Source organism: Planomonospora antibiotica (assembly GCF_014647955.1).
Lineage (GTDB): Bacteria > Actinomycetota > Actinomycetes > Streptosporangiales > Streptosporangiaceae > Planomonospora > Planomonospora parontospora.
On sequence record NZ_BMQE01000026.1, the window covers coordinates 83,120 to 101,721 of the forward strand.

19 protein-coding genes are annotated in these 18,602 nt (G+C 70.3%); 7 read left to right on the plus strand and 12 right to left on the minus strand.

The annotated features are described in order from the left end of the window. Positions 1 to 258 precede the first annotated feature (258 nt). Positions 259 to 2,112: a translational GTPase TypA gene (gene typA, locus IEZ06_RS22700; RefSeq protein WP_189238709.1), complete on the minus strand. Its 1,854-nt coding sequence runs from the start codon at positions 2,110 to 2,112 to the stop codon at positions 259 to 261. A gap of 253 nt (positions 2,113 to 2,365) precedes the next feature. Between typA and IEZ06_RS22705 the strand changes: the two genes are divergently transcribed. Genes IEZ06_RS22705 through IEZ06_RS22715 form a run of 3 tightly spaced genes read left to right on the plus strand, consistent with a single transcriptional unit; the run spans position 2,366 to position 6,372 of the window. After that, a complete protein-coding gene (locus tag IEZ06_RS22705; RefSeq protein WP_189238710.1) occupies positions 2,366 to 3,118 on the plus strand; it encodes an alpha/beta hydrolase in 753 nt (250 codons plus the stop codon). A gap of 42 nt (positions 3,119 to 3,160) precedes the next feature. Further along, the gene (gene pta, locus IEZ06_RS22710; protein WP_189238711.1) at positions 3,161 to 5,200 is read left to right on the plus strand and encodes a phosphate acetyltransferase; all 2,040 of its coding nucleotides are present in this window, start codon (positions 3,161 to 3,163) and stop codon (positions 5,198 to 5,200) included. After that, positions 5,197 to 6,372 carry an acetate/propionate family kinase gene (locus tag IEZ06_RS22715; RefSeq protein ID WP_189238712.1) on the plus strand — a complete coding sequence of 392 codons (1,176 nt, stop codon included), beginning with the start codon at positions 5,197 to 5,199 and terminating at the stop codon, positions 6,370 to 6,372. The genes pta and IEZ06_RS22715 overlap by 4 nt, the downstream gene beginning before the upstream one ends. A 278-nt stretch (positions 6,373 to 6,650) precedes the next feature. On the opposite strand, the gene IEZ06_RS22720 is transcribed toward IEZ06_RS22715, so the two are convergent. Next, positions 6,651 to 8,084 carry an aldehyde dehydrogenase gene (locus IEZ06_RS22720; RefSeq protein WP_189238713.1) on the minus strand — a complete coding sequence of 478 codons (1,434 nt, stop codon included), beginning with the start codon at positions 8,082 to 8,084 and terminating at the stop codon, positions 6,651 to 6,653. 409 nt (positions 8,085 to 8,493) lie between these two features. Between IEZ06_RS22720 and IEZ06_RS22725 the strand changes: the two genes are divergently transcribed. After that, positions 8,494 to 9,405, plus strand: coding sequence for a coiled-coil domain-containing protein (locus tag IEZ06_RS22725; RefSeq protein ID WP_189238714.1), 912 nt, complete (start codon positions 8,494 to 8,496; stop codon positions 9,403 to 9,405). A 44-nt stretch (positions 9,406 to 9,449) separates the two neighbouring features. Here the strand turns inward: IEZ06_RS22725 and IEZ06_RS22730 are convergent, their stop codons facing one another. From IEZ06_RS22730 to IEZ06_RS22765, 8 genes are all read right to left on the minus strand, one after another. Further along, the gene (locus IEZ06_RS22730; protein ID WP_189238715.1) at positions 9,450 to 10,673 is read right to left on the minus strand and encodes a tyrosine-type recombinase/integrase; all 1,224 of its coding nucleotides are present in this window, start codon (positions 10,671 to 10,673) and stop codon (positions 9,450 to 9,452) included. Beyond that, positions 10,670 to 10,846 (minus strand): helix-turn-helix transcriptional regulator, encoded by a 177-nt coding sequence (locus IEZ06_RS22735; protein ID WP_189238716.1) that lies wholly within the window; start codon positions 10,844 to 10,846, stop codon positions 10,670 to 10,672. Before IEZ06_RS22735 ends, IEZ06_RS22730 begins: the two co-directional genes overlap by 4 nt. Continuing rightward, a complete protein-coding gene (locus IEZ06_RS22740; protein WP_189238717.1) occupies positions 10,843 to 12,210 on the minus strand; it encodes a replication initiator in 1,368 nt (455 codons plus the stop codon). The genes IEZ06_RS22735 and IEZ06_RS22740 overlap by 4 nt, the downstream gene beginning before the upstream one ends. Positions 12,211 to 12,313: 103 nt before the next feature. Continuing rightward, complete coding sequence (locus IEZ06_RS22745; RefSeq protein ID WP_189238718.1) at positions 12,314 to 12,451, minus strand: hypothetical protein; 138 nt, start codon at positions 12,449 to 12,451, stop codon at positions 12,314 to 12,316. Next, a complete protein-coding gene (locus tag IEZ06_RS22750) occupies positions 12,448 to 12,624 on the minus strand; it encodes a hypothetical protein (protein ID WP_189238719.1) in 177 nt (58 codons plus the stop codon). The genes IEZ06_RS22745 and IEZ06_RS22750 overlap by 4 nt, the downstream gene beginning before the upstream one ends. 19 nt (positions 12,625 to 12,643) lie before the next feature. Then, positions 12,644 to 13,345 (minus strand): DUF2637 domain-containing protein, encoded by a 702-nt coding sequence (locus tag IEZ06_RS22755; RefSeq protein WP_189238720.1) that lies wholly within the window; start codon positions 13,343 to 13,345, stop codon positions 12,644 to 12,646. 33 nt (positions 13,346 to 13,378) lie between these two features. Beyond that, entirely contained in the window at positions 13,379 to 14,752 is a 1,374-nt protein-coding gene (locus IEZ06_RS22760) for an FtsK/SpoIIIE domain-containing protein (RefSeq protein WP_189238721.1), read from the minus strand. Beyond that, positions 14,749 to 15,087, minus strand: a complete 339-nt coding sequence (locus IEZ06_RS22765) for an SCO3933 family regulatory protein (RefSeq protein ID WP_189238722.1) — start codon at positions 15,085 to 15,087, stop codon at positions 14,749 to 14,751. The genes IEZ06_RS22760 and IEZ06_RS22765 overlap by 4 nt, the downstream gene beginning before the upstream one ends. A 132-nt stretch (positions 15,088 to 15,219) precedes the next feature. Between IEZ06_RS22765 and IEZ06_RS22770 the strand changes: the two genes are divergently transcribed. The 3 genes from IEZ06_RS22770 to IEZ06_RS22780 all read left to right on the plus strand — a co-directional run bounded on the left by IEZ06_RS22770 (position 15,220) and on the right by IEZ06_RS22780 (position 17,533). Then, positions 15,220 to 15,615, plus strand: a complete 396-nt coding sequence (locus IEZ06_RS22770; RefSeq protein ID WP_229798565.1) for a winged helix-turn-helix domain-containing protein — start codon at positions 15,220 to 15,222, stop codon at positions 15,613 to 15,615. Positions 15,616 to 16,202: 587 nt separating this feature from the next. Next, positions 16,203 to 16,943, plus strand: a complete 741-nt coding sequence (locus tag IEZ06_RS22775) for a P-loop nucleotide/nucleoside kinase family protein (protein ID WP_229798567.1) — start codon at positions 16,203 to 16,205, stop codon at positions 16,941 to 16,943. After that, positions 16,940 to 17,533 carry a guanylate kinase gene (locus IEZ06_RS22780; protein ID WP_189238724.1) on the plus strand — a complete coding sequence of 198 codons (594 nt, stop codon included), beginning with the start codon at positions 16,940 to 16,942 and terminating at the stop codon, positions 17,531 to 17,533. The genes IEZ06_RS22775 and IEZ06_RS22780 overlap by 4 nt, the downstream gene beginning before the upstream one ends. Here IEZ06_RS22780 and IEZ06_RS22785 read toward each other — a convergent pair. Both IEZ06_RS22785 and IEZ06_RS22790 read right to left on the minus strand, forming a co-directional pair. Further along, a complete protein-coding gene (locus IEZ06_RS22785; RefSeq protein ID WP_189238725.1) occupies positions 17,469 to 18,023 on the minus strand; it encodes a hypothetical protein in 555 nt (184 codons plus the stop codon). The two genes, IEZ06_RS22780 and IEZ06_RS22785, sit on opposite strands and share 65 nt — an antisense overlap. Positions 18,024 to 18,060: 37 nt before the next feature. Continuing rightward, a complete protein-coding gene (locus IEZ06_RS22790; protein WP_189238726.1) occupies positions 18,061 to 18,339 on the minus strand; it encodes a hypothetical protein in 279 nt (92 codons plus the stop codon). Between the last annotated feature and the right edge of the window lie 263 nt (positions 18,340 to 18,602).

An 18,602-nucleotide genomic window follows, 5' to 3' on the forward strand; every position in this document is an offset into this window, starting at 1 on the left:
TCTCGACTGTCTCCCTACCGCCGCAAATGGGATGCAACCCTAGAGATGACCCTATATGCGACAAAGCGGGTTTAAGGGGATCGAGAAAAGGGCTGTGGCCCGCCGCGCGTGCGGCGGGCCACAGCCCTTCGGTCGGTCAGGTCGTGCTGCGGGGTCGTCCGGACCCCGGAGCGGCGGTCCGGCACCGCCCAGCGGCCGTTCCGGCGCCGCCCGGCGGCCGTTCCGGCGGCACCCGGGGGCCGGGGCCGGTCGGGACGCTCAGCCGCCGCGCTTGGCGCGGGCGGCGCTGCGGCCGCGGGCGGAGGCGTCGAGGACGACCTTGCGGATGCGCACGGCGTCCGGGGTGATCTCCACGCACTCGTCCTCGCGGATGAACTCCAGCGCCTGCTCCAGGGAGAGCTGGCGCGGCGGGATGACCTTCTCGGTCTCGTCCGCGGTGGAGGAGCGCATGTTGGTGAGCTTCTTCTCCTTGGTGATGTTGACGTCCATGTCGTCGGAGCGGGAGTTCTCGCCGACGATCATGCCCTCGTAGACCTCGGTGGTCGGCTGGACGAACAGCACGCCGCGCTCCTGCAGGTTGAGCATGGCGAACGGGGTCACCGGGCCGGAGCGGTCGGCGACCAGGGAGCCGTTGTTGCGGGTGCGCAGCTCGCCGAACCACGGCTCGTAGGCCTCGAAGACGTGGTGGACCAGGCCGGTGCCGCGGGTCTCGGTGAGGAACTCGGTCCGGAAGCCGATCAGGCCGCGGGCCGGGACCACGAACTCCATCCGGATCCAGCCGGTGCCGTGGTTGGTCATGTGCTCCATGCGGCCCTTGCGGACGGCCAGCAGCTGGGTGACGGCGCCGAGGTACTCCTCCGGGCAGTCGACGGTCAGGCGCTCGACCGGCTCGTGCAGCTTGCCGTCGATCGTCTTGGTGACGACCTGCGGCTTGCCGACGGTCAGCTCGTAGCCCTCGCGGCGCATCTGCTCGACCAGGATGGCCAGCGCCAGCTCGCCCCGGCCCTGGACCTCCCAGGCGTCCGGGCGCTCGGTCGGGAGCACGCGCAGCGAGACGTTGCCGACGAGCTCCTTGTCGAGGCGGTCCTTGACCATGCGGGCGGTCACCTTGGACCCCTTGACCTTGCCGACCAGCGGCGAGGTGTTGGTGCCGATGACCATCGAGATGGCGGGCTCGTCCACGGTGATCAGCGGGAGCGGGCGCGGGTCCTCGGGGTCGGCGAGCGTCTCACCGATCATGATCTCCGGGATGCCGGCGATCGCGATGATGTCGCCGGGGCCCGCCTCCTCGGCGGGCTTGCGCTCCAGCGCGTCGGTCATCAGCAGCTCGGTGATCTTCACCTTCTGGATGGTGCCGTCGGTGCGGCACCAGGAGACCTGCTGGCCCTTCTTGATGGTGCCCTGGTGGACGCGGCACAGCGCGATCCGGCCCAGGTAGGACGAGGCGTCCAGGTTGGTGACGTGCGCCTGCAGCGGGGCCGAGGGGTCGTAGGTCGGCGCCGGGATGGTCTCCGTGATGACCTGGAAGAGCGGCTCCAGGTTCTCGGAGTCGGGCATGCCGCCGTCCTCGGGACGGTTCAGCGAGGCCCGGCCGGCCTTGGCCGAGGCGTAGACGATCGGGAAGTCGATCTGCTCCTCGGTCGCGTCCAGGTCCATGAAGAGCTCGTAGACCTCGTCCACGACCTCCTTGATCCGGGCGTCGGGGCGGTCGACCTTGTTGATGCAGAGGATGACCGGCATCTTGGCGGCGAACGCCTTGCGCAGCACGAACCGGGTCTGCGGCAGCGGGCCCTCGGAGGCGTCCACCAGCAGCACGACGCCGTCGACCATCGACAGGCCGCGCTCGACCTCGCCGCCGAAGTCGGCGTGGCCGGGGGTGTCGATGATGTTGAGGGTCATGCCGCCGTGCTTGACGGCGGTGTTCTTCGCGAGAATGGTGATGCCCTTCTCGCGCTCGAGGTCGTTGGAGTCCATGACACGGTCGTCCACGTCCTGGTTGGCCCGGAAGGCCCCGGACTGCCAGAGCATGGCATCCACGAGAGTGGTCTTGCCGTGGTCGACGTGCGCGATGATCGCGATGTTCCGCAGGTCGTCGCGGCTGTTCAAAGGCATGATGGAGTCTCACTCTGTGATCGTGGAGGCTGGCCGCGGACGTGCGGCCGTACCATTTTAGTTGATTCCCGCCTTCGCTAACGCGCTCTCGGCGTCAAGCGCTTCCCGTTCACCTCCCGGACACCCGCGCGCTCACCTTCCGGATACCCGGCCGCGCCCCCGGCTCACCTGCGCGCGGACCCCGGGGCGGGCGCCGTACGGTTCCGGGCGGGCGCCGTGCGGACGCCGCACCGGCACTGCCTAAGCTCGGCACATGCCCCTGGCCCCCTCCTTCCCCGCGACGCTCATCACCCGGGACGGCGTACGGATCGACGCCGCGCACACCCCGCCGGGAGGCGGCGGCGGGGACCTGGGGATCGTGCTGGCGCACGGCTTCACCGGATCGCTCAGGGAGCGGACCACCCGGCGGATCGCCCACGTGCTCAGCGCCTTCGGCGGGGTGGTCGCGCTCGACTTCCGGGGGCACGGCCGGTCCGGCGGGGAGTCGACCGTCGGGGACCTGGAGATCCACGACCTGGACGCGGCGGTGCGGCACGCGCGGGCGGTCGGCTACACCAGGGTCGTGACCGTCGGGTTCTCGATGGGCGGGGCGGTGGCGCTCCGGCACGCGGGCCTGCTGAAGGGCGTGGACGGCGTGGTCGCGGTCAGCGCCCCCGCCCGCTGGCACTACCGGGGGACCCGGCCGATGCGGCAGGTCCACTGGGCGATCGAGCGGCCGGCCGGGCGGCTGGCGGCGCGGCTGGGCAAGGGCACGCGGATCTCCCACAAGCCCTGGCACCCGGTCCCGCCCGCGCCGTACGAGGCGGCCGCGCACATCGCCCCGGCGCCGCTGCTGGTCGTGCACGGCGACGCCGACGCGTTCTTCCCGCTCGACCACGCGCACCAGATCCACGACTCCGCCCGGGACCCGAAGGAGCTGTGGGTGGAGCCCGGGTACGGCCACGCGGAGACGGCGGCCACGCCCGCCCTGATCCGCCGGATCGGGCGATGGGCGGCCATGGTTTAGTCCTGGTGTGCACGGCAACGGGTCGAGGCGGGGGTAATGCGCATGCGGAGCATCTACGTGGCCGGTCTGGGGCCGGGAGACGGCCGGCAGATCGTCGAGCTCGGGCTGATGGAGCTGCTGACCCGCCGGGTCGGCCGCACCGGCGTGTTCCGGCCGATCGCCCGGGGCGAGCGCGCCTCCGAGCTCCTCGACGACAGATACCGCCCGGCCGCCTCGGCGATCGGGGTGACCGCCGAGGACGCGGCCGAGATCTACGCGCAGCGGGGCGCGGAGGAGCTGATCGGCCGGCTGGTCGCCCGCTTCCACACGCTGGAGCGCGAGTGCGACGCGCTGCTGGTGCTGGGCAGCTCCTTCGCCACCGACGACCTCCCCCGCGAACTGGCCTTCAACGCCCGCCTCGCCGCCGAGTTCGGCGCCCCGGTGATCGTGGTGGTCGGCGCGCACGCCGACTCCGCCGACGAGATCGCGATGGAGATGCGCACCGGCTACCAGGTCTTCTCCGACCTGGGCTGCACCGTCCTGGCGGTGATCGCCAACCGGGTCCCGCCCGAGATGACCGTCGACCCCGACCTGCCGGTGCCGTTCTACGTCATCCCCGAGCACCCGTCGCTGTCGGCGCCGACCGTCGGCCAGGTGGCGCAGGCCGTGCGGGCCGAGCAGATCCAGGGGGAGGAGGACGGGCTGCGCCGGGACGTGACCGGGTTCGTGTTCGGCGGCGCGACGATCCCGCTGTTCCTCTCGCACCTGGTGGACGGGGCGCTGGTGATCACCCCCGGCGATCGGTCCGACCTGCTGCTGGCCACGCTGGCCGCCGAGGCGGCCGGCACGGCCCGCCCCTCCGGCGTGGTGCTCACGCTGGGCGAGGAGCCCACCGCCGACGTGCGGGCGCTCACCGCGCGGCTGGCCCCCGGCATGCCGGTGCTGGCGGCCGCCGACGACAGCTTCACCGTGGCCACCACCCTGGCCGGGCTGGAGGGGCGGCTCGGCGCGGACAACCCCCGCAAGATCGAGACGGCGCTCGGCCACTTCGACGCGCACGTCGACACCGCCGGTCTGGCCGACCGCATCGAGCTGGCCCGCTCCGAGCGGGTCACCCCGATGATGTTCGAACACACGCTGCTGGAGCGGGCGCGGGCCGACCGCAGGCACATCGTGCTGCCGGAGGGCGAGGAGGACCGCATCCTGCGGGCCGCCGACGTCCTCGTCCGCCGCGGCATCGTGGACCTCACCCTGCTGGGCCGCGAGGACGTGGTCCGGCGGCGGATCGCCGACCTCGGCCTCGACCTGGACGGGGTGACCGTGACCGACCCGCTGAGCTCGCCGCTGCGCGACGCCTTCGCCGAGGAGTACGCCGCGCTCCGGGCGCACAAGGGCATCACCCTGGAGCGGGCCAGGGACGTGGTCACCGACGTCAACTTCTTCGGCACGATGATGCTGCACCGGGGTGACGTGGACGGCATGGTCTCCGGCGCCGCGCACACCACCGCCGCCACGATCCTGCCCGCCTTCCAGGTCATCAGGACGGTCCCGGGCACCTCGATCGTCTCCTCGGTGTTCTTCATGTGCCTGGCCGACCGGGTGCTCGTCTACGGCGACTGCGCGATCAACCCCGACCCGGACGCCGGGCAGCTCGCCGACATCGCGATCTCCTCGGCCCGTACGGCGGAGCGGTTCGGCGTCGAGCCCCGGATCGCGATGCTGTCGTACTCCACCGGCCGCTCGGGCAGCGGCGCCGACGTCGACAAGGTCCGCGAGGCCACCGCCATGGTCGCCGAGCGGGCGCCGGACCTGCTGGTGGAGGGGCCCGTCCAGTACGACGCGGCGGTGGACCCCCGGGTCGCCGCGGCCAAACTGCCCGGCTCCCAGGTGGCCGGGCGGGCGACCGTACTGATCTTCCCTGACCTGAACACCGGCAACAACACCTACAAGGCGGTGCAGCGCTCGGCCGGGGCGGTCGCGGTCGGCCCGGTCCTGCAGGGCCTGCGCAAGCCGGTCAACGACCTGTCGCGCGGCGCGCTGGTCACCGACATCGTCAGCACGGTGGCCATCACCGCCATCCAGGCCCAGGGAGAAGCCCGATGACCCACATCCTGGTGATCAACTCCGGATCGTCGTCCCTGAAGTACCGGCTGCTCTCCGTCGGCGACGGCGACGGGGACGGGCGGGGGACGGCCGCGCGGCTGGCCTCGGGCCTGGTGGAGCGGATCGGCGAGCCGGGATCCCCGGTCGCCGACCACGGCGCGGCGCTGGACGCGGTCTCCGCGGAACTGGCCTCCGCCGGGTTCGGGATCGACTCGCCGGAGCTGACCGCGATCGGGCACCGGGTCGTCCACGGCGGCCGGGACTTCACCGAGCCCACGCTGATCACCGACGAGGTGGCGGAGCGGATCGAGCGGCTCATCCCGCTGGCGCCCCTGCACAACCCGGCGAACCTGGCGGGCATCGAGGTGGCCCGGCGGATCCGCCCCGACCTGCCGCAGGTCGCGGTCTTCGACACCGCCTTCCACTGCACGGTCCCGGCCGCAGCCGCGACCTACGCGATCGACCGCGAGACCGCCGAGCGGTACGGCATCCGGCGCTACGGCTTCCACGGCACCTCCCACGCCTACGTCTCGCGTGCGGCGGCGGGGCTGGCCGACCGGCCGGGCCCCGGCGGGCCCAACGTGATCGTGCTGCACCTGGGCAACGGCGCCAGCGCCTCGGCGGTGGCGGGCGGGCGGTGCGTGGAGACCTCCATGGGCCTGACCCCGCTGGAGGGGCTCGTCATGGGCACCCGGAGCGGCGACGTGGATCCCGGGGTGCTGATGCACCTGCGCCGCGAGGCCGGGATGGAGGTCGAGCGGATCGACGAGCTGCTCAACCGGCGCAGCGGTCTGCTCGGCCTCTGCGGCGACAACGACATGCGCGCGGTGGAGAAACGGGTGGCCGCCGGGGACCCGGAGGCGGAGCTGGCCCACGCGGTCTACTGCCACCGGCTGCGCAAGTACGTCGGCGCCTACTACGCGGTGCTCGGGACGGTGGACGTGATCGCGTTCACCGGCGGCATCGGGGAGAACTCCGCCCTGGTCAGGGAGCGGTCCCTGAGCGGTCTGGAGGGGCTCGGGATCGTCCTGGGCGCCGACCTCAACGCGGCGGGCGAGGGCGTGATCTCGGCCGGCGGCTCGCGGGTCACGGTGGCGGTGGTCCCCACCGACGAGGAGCTGGAGATCGCCCGCCAGACTCTCGACGTCATCTCCCGAACCGATCGGGGATAAAAGGCGTCTACCTACAGTGGATGGATGAAATCCGCCGGGAGAAGCCCGCGGGACACGAACCACTGCCAACCGGTGGTCGTGGGGCATACTTCATGCAGTCGGGCGGTCGCCCAGCGTCGCGGGGGCGCGCTGGGCGGTTCATCCGCCGGGCAGGTGTGCCGGTACGGCCGGCGGGAGCCGTACCGGCACACTCATCGGGCCGCTGGCCGTCGGGATATCGAACGCCGGGACACCAGGGCGCCGGGCATCGGGGCGTCGAGGCGCGGGGCGGCCGGGACTCAGCCCAGGCGGGCGATGGACTTGTACTCCAGGTAGGCCGCCAGGCCCTCGGGGCCGAGCTCGCGCCCGAGGCCGCTGCTCTTGAAGCCGCCGAACGGGGAGCTGTTCTCGATCATGAAGAGGTTGACGCCGTAGGTGCCGGTGCGCACCTGGCGGGCCACCTCCATGCCGCGCTCGGTGTCGGCGGTCCACACCGTGCCCGCCAGGCCGTAGTCGCTGTCGTTGGCGATGCGGACCGCGTCGGCCTCGTCCTCGTAGGGGATCACCGTCAGGACCGGGCCGAAGATCTCCTCGCGGGCGATCCGCATCTCGTTGGTGGCGCCGGCGAAGACGGTGGGGGCGACGTACCAGCCCCGGTCGAGGGGGCGCTCCAGGCCGCCGACGACCGGCTTGGCGCCCTCGTCGATGCCGATCCTGATGTAGTCCTCCACCCGCTCCTGCTGGCGCTGGGCGACCAGCGGGCCGATGCCGGTGGCCGGGTCGGCCGGGTCGCCGACCGGCATGCCCCGGACCATCGCCGCGACCGCGTCCACGACCTCGTCGTAGCGGTTGCGGGAGGCGAGGATGCGGGTCTGCGCGACGCAGGCCTGGCCGTTGTTCATCAGCGAGGCGATCGACAGGAAGCCCATCGCGGAGGACAGGTCGCAGTCGTCCAGGATGATCGCGGCGGACTTGCCGCCGAGCTCCAGGGTGCAGCGCTTGAGCTGCTCGCCGCAGATGCTCCCGATGCGGCGGCCGGCGGCGGTGGAGCCGGTGAAGGCGACCTTGTCCACGCCGGGGTGGGAGACCAGGTGCTCACCGGCCTCGCGCCCGGCGGCGACGATGTTGACGACGCCGTCGGGGATCCCGGCCTCGGAGACCATCTCGGCCAGGAGGTAGGCGTCGAGCGGGGTCTCCGGCGCGGGCTTGACCACGATCGTGCAGCCCGCGACTAGGGCGGGGGCCAGTTTGATCATGATGACGAACTGCGGGACGTTCCACGGGACGATCGCGGCGACCACGCCGACGGGCTCGCGCCGTACGGTCACCGGGCCGAACGTGCCGGGCCGCTCCTCCTCCACCGGGAAGGTCGCGCCGAGCCCGGCGTAGTACTGCAGCATGCCGAGCGGCTGCGGGGCCTGGGCCATCTGGGAGAAGGTGATGGGCGAGCCCATCTCCTCGGTGATGATCTCCGCCATCTCGCCCTGCCGGGCCGCGTAGATCTCGGCGAGCCGGCCGACGACGGCGGCGCGCTCGGCCATCGTCATCCGGGGCCACGGACCGTGGTCGAAGGCATGGCGGGCGGCGGCCACCGCGCGGTCCATGTCGGCGGGGGTGCCTTCGGGGACGCGGCCGACGACCTCCTCGGTATGGGGCGAGATGACGTCGATGGTCCCGGTGCCGGCGGGAGCGACCCAGCCGCCTCCGATGAACAGCGTGTCGTGCTGGCGCATGATGTCTTGCCTCCTGGTGGGCGGACCGGAGCCGGTTTTCCGAGCGAGTGCTTGCTCGGACAGTGTCATGCGGGAGGAAGCGCTTCACAAGGCCTACCGTCTATGAGACCGAATCATGTTCTATCGATGATGGCAAGGGCTCGTCGGCGGCCTCGGCGGTGTTCCGCACTCGGCCGCCGGGAGGGCGGCCGGAGCCGTACCCTCTTGTCATGCCGTGACACGTCCTCGCCCGGCGGAAGGCCGTCTCCTTTCCCTGCTCTGAGGGCATGTCCGGAAATTTTGTCCAAATCTCACAAACTGGTAGACAGTCCATCAAAGGTGTACGAGTTCCACGGTTCCGGTGGCGGGCTTGAAGATCCTCTTCTATAGTTTCGCTCGGTCCGCAAGGGGCTCTGGAGGTGAGCGAAGCGTGCGACCGAGCCGCCCGGCGATGCTGGGTGTCCTGCTCGCGGCGCTCCTGCTGACTCCCGCGATGGCAGGCGCGAGCGCCGGACACACCACCCGGCTCGACCCGGAGGCCCAGCTGAAGAAGCTGACGGCCGAGGCGGGCAAGCTCAACAAGCTCTACCGCGGCCAGGTGCAGACCCTGGAGGACGCCCGGGTCAAGGCCAAGAAGGCCACCGAGACCGCGAAGAGCCTCAAGCGGGCCCTGGCCACCGCGCAGACCGACGTGGTCCGCTTCGCCCAGACCACCTACATGGGCGGCCCGCTGGACAGCGGCAGCCTGCTGAGCTTCAAGGGCGACGCCGGAGCCGTCCTCGACCAGGCCGCGGCCATGTCCTACCTCGCCAGCCAGCGCGCCACCCAGCTCCTCCGCGTCAAGGAGCTGATCGCCGAGGCGAAGAAGGCGGAGAAGAAGGCCGCCGCCGAGATCACCCGGCTCCAGCGGGACATCGCCAGGCTCAAGAAGGACCGCGTCAAGATCGAGACGCTGCTGGCCAAGTACGGCTTCCAGCAGCCGTCGGGGAGCGGCGGCCTGACCGCCCGCACGGTCACCATGCGCAACCTGGTGCTGCAGAACTTCCCGATGCCGTACGGCTACGGCTGCCTGCGCCCCGGCGACCCAGGTGACCACGGCAGCGGCCGGGCCTGCGACTTCATGCTGAGCGCCGGCGGCCGGGTCCCGACCCCCGACGCCAGGGCCCGCGGCGACCGCCTGGCCCAGTGGGCGATCACCAACGGGCGGCGGCTCGGCGTGATGTACGTCATCTGGCAGCAGAAGTACTACGACGTGCGGACCGGCGCGGGCTGGCGGATGATGTCCGACCGCGGCGGCAACACCGCCAACCACATCGACCACGTGCACATCTCGATGTTCTGATCGGGCGGGCCCCTGACCTGCGGCGACCTCGTGACGAGTGCGTCTCAGGGCACATCCAGGGCACTTCGGTTCATCGACCAGACGTCGTCGACGGCCTGCCTCATGCGGTCCTCGCTGGAAGGCATCAGGTGCGTGTAGGTCCGCAGGGTGAATCCGGGATCGGCGTGCCCCAGGAACTCCGCCACGGCCTTGATCGACACGCCCCGCTCCAGGAGCACCGAGGCGAAGTGATGGCGGAGCATGTGGAAGCCGTTCTCTCTGGTCGCAGGGATGCCCACCTTGCCGAGCGTCGGCTTCCAGACGAACTGGTTGAACTCGTTCCGATTGATCAGCGTGTGCAGCCTGGTCGTGAAGAGCAGACGTGCCGAGTGCGGTGGCCCGTCCGGCGTCCGCCACGGCAACGTGACCTCCACCGGCAGGAAAGCCGCCTGATGCTCCGAGAATCGGAGGGCGAGACTCTCCGGAAGCGGGATGTCACGGACCCTTCCGCCTTTCGGCGGTGCGAAGAGCATCTGACGGCCGGCCAGCATCTTGATCTGCCTGCGCACGCGGACGATACCGGCCGCCAGGTCGACGTCATCGACGGCCAAGCCAAACGCCTCTCCCTGCCGGAGCCCCAGTGCCGCGGCCGTTTGGACCATGACTTCGTATCGCTGGGTGATGGCGTCGGCCACGGCTCTCACCTGTTCAGCCGACCATGGTGTGATCTTCTTGGACTCGGCCTTGGGCGGTTTCACCGATCCGGCTCGGCAGGGATTCCTGCTGATGAGCTCGTCGTCCACCGCCGCGTTGAGGAGCGCGGAGAGGTGGACGAAGACGGTGCGTACGTAGTTGGGCGAGAGCTTGACCTGAAGACCGCGCAGCCAGGCCTGAAGCGTGCTGGGCCGGAGAGACCTCAGTTCCTTGTCTCCGAGCACCGGGTAGACGTGGAGCCGTAGGCGGAGCTCCACCTGTTCGTGCGATGACCGGTCAAAGGTCTGGGCGGCGAGCCACTGCTCTCCGTACTCCTTGAGCGTGATCTTTCCGGCGTTCGGGTCGATGTAGGTTCCGCGGTTCAGATCACTGGTCACCTGAGCGTCGAACGCCTCCGCGCAGGTGTTGGGGTCGTTGCCGGTCTTCTTGGGAAAGTTCTTCTTGCGTTGCTTTCCCGACTCGTCGCGCCAGCGGACCTGCCAGCGGTCACCGACACCGTATTCGGCGCTACGGGCCTTCTTGGTGGTGCCGTCCGGCTGCTTCTCCATCTTGTGCCAGCGGTCGTAGACGGTCATGTCTGCTCCCGGACCCACGCATACACGTCCTCGGGGAGGTAGCGCAGGTGCTTGCCGATCCGGCGGCCGGGCGGACCGATCCTCTTGCAGCGCCACTGATAGATGGTCGCGACCGGTACCCCGAGGTAGGCGGCGACCTCATCCACTGTCCATAAACGATCCATCGTCTTCATCGCTGTCCTCCGGGATCGGCCAGCGGGACACCGATCAATGCGGCGGCGAGGAGGGCGTCACCGAGCGAGTAGCCCTGTCCGGCGTACTCCCACTCGGCGATCACGAGGACGGTGTCCTCCTCGAAGAGGGGAAGCCGCCCGGTGCTGACGGCCTCGGTCCGCATGTGTTCGGTGCGTTCCTCGCGGATGTCGCCGAGGGTGGTGGAGTAGCGGCGGGACTTGGTGGAGAAGTGGCCCCGGAAGCCGAGCATGTGCGCCCACTGGGGCAGCCGGAGATCGGCCAGCTCTGCGAACACCCCAAGGCGGAAGCACTCGGCGATGAGCCGCCGGGCGTGCTCGCGGATCGGCAGGGCCGCCAGGTCATCGAGGGGGTTGATGCGCCGGTCGAGGGTGCCGACGCACTCGGCGGCCTTGGTGGCGTACTTGGCGATGTAGGCCGCCACCGCCTGTTCGGTCAGCTCCCCGCCCATGGTGATGGAGCGGACGTCGAGCTGAGCGCCCCAGCGCAGCACCCGGGCGGGCTCGTCGGTGACGGCCGGGGCGGTGACGGCCACGGCCGAGGCGGCATGCCGTACGGCGTCCGCCAGCGCGTCAGCGGTCGCCCAGGCCGGAGGTGGGGAGGTCGGCCCGTCCGGGCCGTCGAGGCGGATGACGGCGTGGAAGTGGACGACGCCGCGCCGCTGGTACTCGGCGACCTTGGCGAAGGACACCACGGCTTGCTCGCGCAGCTCCCGCTGTGTCAGACCCGCGGCTCTGGCCAGGCGCCGGCGCAGGGCCAGGGTGAAGCGCCGCCACAGCTCCGGGGACAGGGCGTTGAACAGCACGCTTCCGGCGTAGTCGTAGCAGTCCGGGCAGAGCGGTTCGCCGAGGCAGGTCTCTTCGGAGCCGTGCCGGGCGGTGCAGGACATGACCCGTCCGTGCGGGCACGTCGGAGCGTCGCGGCGGGCGTGGCACGGGAGGACCTTCCCGTTCTTCTCCCGCCGGGTGTGGACGGAGCCGAAGGAGGGGGCGGTCAGGGTGACGAACAGGCACGGGTGCGCGGTCACCGTCTCCGGGACGCCCTTGCCGCCGATCAGGCCCGCGCGGATCAACTGGTAGGTGTCGGCCCGGTAGGTCTCGGCGCAGGCCGGGCAGCGGGACGCGCGCCGGGTCTTGCACGGCACCCGCAGGACGCCGCCGGGCTCGGTGCGGGTGCTGTAGCGGTGGATGAGTTCCCCGGTGGCCTGGTCGATGTGGTCGACGCGGCCCCGTAGGTGGATCGGCTGTCGGCATCCGCCGGTCCGGCGGACCTGGGAGGCCCAGCGGGCGTAGTGGGGGTCGTTGAGCCGGGAGATCATCCCGGCTACGGCGTGCGGGCTTGGCATGATGGGTTCCGTCCCTTCTGGACTGTGAGGTTCGGTGCGGGATGGCCCCCGACGTGGCGGACGTCTTGGCGGATGTGTGGTCACGCCGGGGGCGCTGAGAGGCTCAGCAGAAGCCGAGGCCCTCGCACAGTTCGCAGGTCTGGCCGAGGCTGTCGACGCCGGTCCCGCCGCAGTCGCAGCAGACCCAGCGCTTCGGGGCGGGGACGACGAGCGGAGCGGGGGCGCCTGAGTCGTCGGTCATGTGATCCACCTCCCTCCGTCGCGCTTGGGGGCGGTGTTGACGAACACGCGCCAGGTGTGGGGCCGTTCGTGGAGCGGGAAGATCGGCGAGACGGAGCCGACCGGCAGGATCGTGCGGATCTTGTTGAGGGCGTAGGCGAGTTCGGCGTAGGTGCCGTCGATGCGGATCTTCATGGGGGTTCTCCTTCGGGGGTCAGGCGGGTTCGGGGTTGCCGTGCAGGGCGCGCAGCAGGTCGGAGGCGAGCTGGCTGGACACCCCGAGCCGGGCGCGCAGCGCGTCGCGGGTGATGGGTTTTCCGTGCCGGGCGTGGTGTTCGTCGGCGATGCGGCGGGCGTAGTCGAGCAGCGCCCCCGCCGGACCGGCCGCGTTCCGGTCGTTCTGGCCGTCGTTCTGAGCGGGTACGGCCAGGCCGGGCAGCGGGGTGAGCGCGCCGGGTTCGGGGACGGTTTCCGGTACGGCGTCCGCCACGGGAGCGGGTGCCGGGGACGGTTCGGGGCGGGGGCCGGAGGCGCGGCGTTCCAGCATGGAGACCGCGATGAGGAACGCCCCGGCGGGGGTCGCGGCGCAGATCCACCCCCACGCGGACGGTTCGGCCTGGGCCAGGTTCGCCGCCAGGGACAGCGTGATCCCGCCGACCAGGACGAGGGTCGGCCAGGAGATCCAGCCGTTCCGTTCCCGCCCGGTCTTCTTGTCGCGCTGCCGTTCCCGCGCGGCCATGACGCAGGTCAGGTCGACGCAGACGGCCACGGCCCACGCCATCGGCCCGGACTGGCCGTGCTCGGTGGCGGTGTCGCGGATGTGGGTGAAGCTGCCGGCCCCGGCGATGAGCGCCAGGATCAGCACGGGAGCCGTGTCCGCCAGCCGTACGGCCAGACGAGGAGCGTTCGCGGTCATCGTTGTTCCTCCCTTCTTCAGGGGCGTGAGGGGTCAGGCGACGAGTTCGGGGCTGGACTCGTACGGCAGTTCGTGGCCGAGGCCGGAGGCGGCGACCTGAGCCCACGACGGCGTGACGTCGGCGAAGGCTTCGGCGGCCCGCTGGGCGGCATCGGTAGAGACGTAGCCGGAGCGCGCCCGGCACCAGCGCCCGTCCGAGCCGGTGACCACGGCCACGCCGGGCTGCTCCGGCGCGATGGAGCGGGCGGCCACCAGCGCGTCAGGGTCGAGGTCCCCGAGCGTCATCACGGCGGTTTCGGGATCGTTGACCCGGTGGCAGACGCGTCCGCCGATCTGGGCGCGCAGCGCGGTCACGCCGGGGCCGAGGTCGGAGCCGATCCGCTGGCCGGACAGCACCAGGTGCAGGCCGAGGGCACGGCCGAGCTGGGCGATCCGCAGCAGCGCGGTAGCCGTCCGGGTGACCTGGTCTTTTTCGGCCTTGTCGGCGGTCAGGAACAACTCGGCCAGCTCGTCGACCAGGACCACGATGGGGATGGGGCGCAAGGCGTCCGGGAGCTGCCAGATGTCGCGCACCCCGTAGCGGCGGCAGGCGAGCATGCGCGCCCCCATGACCGCGACCAGGTCACTGAGCAGGTCGAGGCACTCGGCGCGGGTGGTGGCCAGCGCCGTCAGCCGCGCCTCATAGGCCGACAGCTCCATGCCGCCCTTGAGGTCGAAGCCGATCAGCGCGACCGGCTGCGAGGCCAGGCCGACCAGGAGCGCGTTGATCAGGTTGGATTTGCCGGACTGGGTGGCGCCCGCGTTCATCCAGTGCGGGATGAGCCGGAAGTCCATTCGCCAGGCCGCGCCGTTCTCCAGCACCCCGACGACCGGTCGGAGCAGGTCCTCGGTGCGCCAGCCGCCGGACGGTTCAGCCGGCGGAGCGGTGGGTGCGACAAGGGTTAAAGGGTCGTGGGTGATCCCCTGGAGGGTGACGCGGCCGGGCCGGGAGCCCACGACGCGGACCGCTTCGATCCGCCAGGCGTGCGCGAGCCGCTCGCAGACCTTGGCGTAGTCGTCGGGCACCTGGCCGTCGAGCAGGTGGAAGGTGATCCGGAAGCCGTTGCGGGTGGGCCGGGGCAGGCCCATCCACGGCTTGGTGTCGACCTCCACCCGCTGGAAGCGCCGCCGGACCTTCACGACGCCGGTCGAGGCGATCAGGCCGGGGACGGTGGTGAACCACCAGCGCAGCCGCTTCTTGGTCAGCCCGCACCCGGAGGCGACGTGCCGCCAGGTCCAGCGCAGCCGCACCGCCTTGCGGGGGAAGACGATCAGGTACCAGTAGGAGACCGGAGCCCAGCGCCGCCAGGCGATGAGCACCAGCAGGGCGGCGAGGACCTTGAACAGGGGGTGGCCGAGGTCGATCATCGCTCCGCCCCCGTCCTGCCGGCACCGGCGGGGATGAAGGTCTGTGCCCGGTAGGAGATGCCCCACCGGCCGTTTTGCTCCCAGACGTAGCCGACCAGGCCGACCGGGACGACCTCCTCGCCCGCGATCACGGACGGTTCGGGCGAGGTGGAGACCTTGACCAGCTCCATGCGGTTGAACTCGTCCTCGATCAGGAGGGTGAGTTCGTACATGACGTTGCCGTCCTTGTCGCGCTTGATCTCGCCGGTGTCCTTGTTGACCAGGCGCGGCTTGGGCGGCTTGACGCAGGTGATGTTGAGCTTGGTGACGTCGACGGGGATGGGGATGGTACGCATGATCGTTTCCTTCGTTCGATGGGATGCTTAGGAGTCATGGAACACTTGGAATCCCAAGTTGTCAATGAGTGCTTTGGCTCCCTGGTTGGTTTCTTTACGGCGCTGTGCTGAACTGGAGGCGAGACACAGCAGATGAGACCCGACGAGACGAGACGAACGCCGATGGTGGAGAAGAGCGGCCGACCGGCCTACCTGCAGATCGTCGACGAACTGAGCGAGCAGATCCGCACCGGTTCACTTCCGCCCGGTGCCGCCCTGCCGTCCATCGCCCAGTTGTGCGAGCGGTTCGACGTCTCCGCCAGCGTGGTCAAGTCCGCCATCAGCGTCCTGCGCACGCAAGGACTGGTGATCGGCCAGCAGGGCAAGGGCGTGTTCGTCCACCAGGCCCCCGCCGCGGCCCGCGAGCCGCAGCCCGCCGGCGAGACCGGCGAGATCCTCGGCCAACTCGCCGCGATGCGCGAGAGTCTCAAGGATCTCGGGGATCGGCTCGCCGCTCTGGAGTCGGCGGTGTTCCAAGAGCGGAAGTGATCTCACCGATCCGGCAGGCCAACTCGTCCAGCTCTGCCCGGATCGCGTCGAGTTCCCAGATGATCCGCTGCGGGTCCGCTCTCATCGTGCCCTCCCTGGCTGCGCGGTTCCTGTCGCCTTTCGGAATGACTCAAGTTCACCGTGAGCAGGGAAGTTTCGGTATCACGCCGATCTAGTTAAGCTTCTTCAGTCCGTTTCAGTGCGTCTCAACGACCGTTTACACAAGCGTTTTCACATGCACGACCGCACACCGCGCACCACCCACCGCAGCGTGAAGGCGAAGGTATGCAATGAAGACGACCCAGCGCCCCGGCTGGACCCCCTCCCGCCTGCGGGAACACCGCGAAGCCCACGGCCTGACCCTGGAGGCCGCAGGCGAACGGCTCCGCCAGGCCGCCAGCCGACACGGCCTGAGCGTCCCCGCGGCCAACTTCCAAACCCTCTGGGGACATGAACAGGGAACCGTGTTCCCCGGACCGCACTACCGGCGTGCTTACTGCCTGCTTTACCAGGCCACCGAGCCCGAACTCGGCTTTCGTCCTGCTTTGCCCGGTGAATCACAGAAAGCGGAAATTGTGATTTCCGATTTGCCTGCGCCCAGTGATCCCGCAGCCGACAACGCCGCCGCCCAGGTCATCGAGGAAGCGTTCACTAAGGTCTCCATCGGCGGCATCACCTCCGACGGTTCTCCGGAGGCGCTGCTCCGCAATCGCGTGGTTGACGCCTGGAGGCGACGCCACGGCGGAGGCAGCCCCAAGCCGATCCTGGTGCTCGTCGGCGGGTACGCCGGATCGGGCAAGACCGAGTTCTCCCGCTTCCTGTCCGACATCACCGGCTGGGCGTTCCTGGACAAGGACTCCCTGACCCGGTGCATCGTGGAGCGATTGCTCGTCTCCCTCGGCGGCGACCCCAACGACCGCCACAGCGACCTGTACCTCAAGGAGGTCCGGCCGCTGGAGTACCGGTGCCTGATGGAGACCGCCTGGGACAATCTCAACATCGGGACCTCCACCATCCTGTCGGCGCCGTTCATCGCCGAGTTGAAGGACGAGGCGTGGTTCACCCGCCTGGAGAACCGGTGCGCCGCCAAGGGCATCGATGTGGCGGCGATCTGGGTCCGCTGCGATCCCGAGTCCATGCGCGAGTACATCGAGTTCCGCGGCGCCGCCCGGGACGCCTGGAAGCTGGACAACTGGGAGCAGTACGCCGAAGGTCTGGCCGTCGAGACCAGCCCGCCCACCGCCCACGTCACCGTGGACAACCGGCTCGGCGCGGCGATCAGCCTTGCCGACCAGACCCGCGAAGCGCTCAAGCGGATCCTGACGTGAGCCCGTACGGCATCGTCCTGTACGGCCCGCCGGCCAGCGGCAAGGACACCATCACCGCCGCCTTGCACCGCCTGGACCCGTGGTGCGTGCTGCTGCCCAAGCTCAAGGTCGGCACCGGCCGCGCCGACGGGTATGAGTTCGTCTCGGCCGAGCACCTGGACAAGCTCCGGCAGGCGGGGCGGTTGCTGGTCGAGACCCACCGGTACGGCAACGTCTACGCCGTCGACCGGCAGACCGTCGAAGACCGCCAAGCCGCCGGCTACGTCTCCGTCGTGCACATGGGCAACATCCCCGACCTCCGCAAGCTCATGGGCCGGGAGCCGGATTCCTGGCTCCGGGTACTGCTGTGGGTGCCACGCGAGGTCACCGCCCAGCGATCGGCCGAACGCGGCGACCCCGACACCGAAAAGCGCCTGACCGCCTGGGACGAGACGCTCGCCGACCTGGAGGCGCACGCCGACGCGGGGTTCTTTCACCTGCGCATCCACACCGATCGCCTGAGCCCGGATGCCGCAGCGGGCGAGATCATGAATGCCTACGCTCGTCTGCGGACGGCCGAACGTCCTCACGAGGAGGAATGCCCCCGGTAAGCCGCTCCGCCACCGAGTACGGGATCAGATCCAGCCGCCACCAGGTCCCGCAGGCCCGGCAGCGTGCCCCGTCCGGCAGGGGCCGCTGATAGGTCCACTCGACGTCCTCATGCCTGCAGGGGGCATCAGGCTGGTAGCTGCGGGCGCAGCGCTCCGCCGTGACGGACGACTCGTCCACGGTCACGATCAGCGGTGCCTCTTCGGGACCGCGCCCGCAGTAGGGGCAGGCCGGAGGCTGCGTCCGCAGTACATCGGCGATCCGGCGCTGTTCCTCCGCCTGTCGCAGGAGTTCCCCCTCAGTGCGCGCGACCAGGTAACGCGAGAGCCCCGCCCGGACTTCATCGAGCGTCAGCACCCGATCTGGGATGCGGCGGGCGTAGTAGACGCCCCACGCGCTCAGCTCGACCTCCCACCCGTCGACCACGGGCATGTCGGCCGCCTCGGCCTGCGTCCACTCGGCCGGAAGGAGCTGGGACAACCATCGCGTCATCGGATTCCTCCGTTCTCCGCCTGTAGGAGGCAGGCGGTCATCGGACCTCACCGAGCAGGAGCCGCCTCCACAGCTGCTCGGCCTGAGCCGTCGGCATCCAGTCGCTTTCCTCGATGAGCACGCCGCCGGATCGGTACGTCCGGCGGATGAACATCAACCCGCCGCCCTGGCACAACTCGTAGGAGAGCGTCCGGCAGTCGCAGGTGTGCTCGCGGACCCGGATCCGGTCGGCGCGAGGAGCCGCCGGCCACCAGGCCACGCTCTCGTATCCGGCTTGCGGAGGAGCGACGTGCAGACTGTGATATCGATCGGACACGACTCCACCTCTCCCAGACTCACCGGTCGCGGACACGGCAGGCGATCACCGCCCAGCAGAGCCGCCTCTTCGCTGCGACGTGGAGCCGATAGCGGCGACCGACTGCACGGCCCTTCACCACGCCCGCATCATAAGCTCGCAATACCGTAGTACACCATAGAACACCGCAGTATGTGCCGATGGAGTGCCCTGCACTACCGGCTTCTAGTGCCGCATCAGGCAACGTTCGCCCTGTCGACGACGGCGCGTAGGCGTCGGTCGTC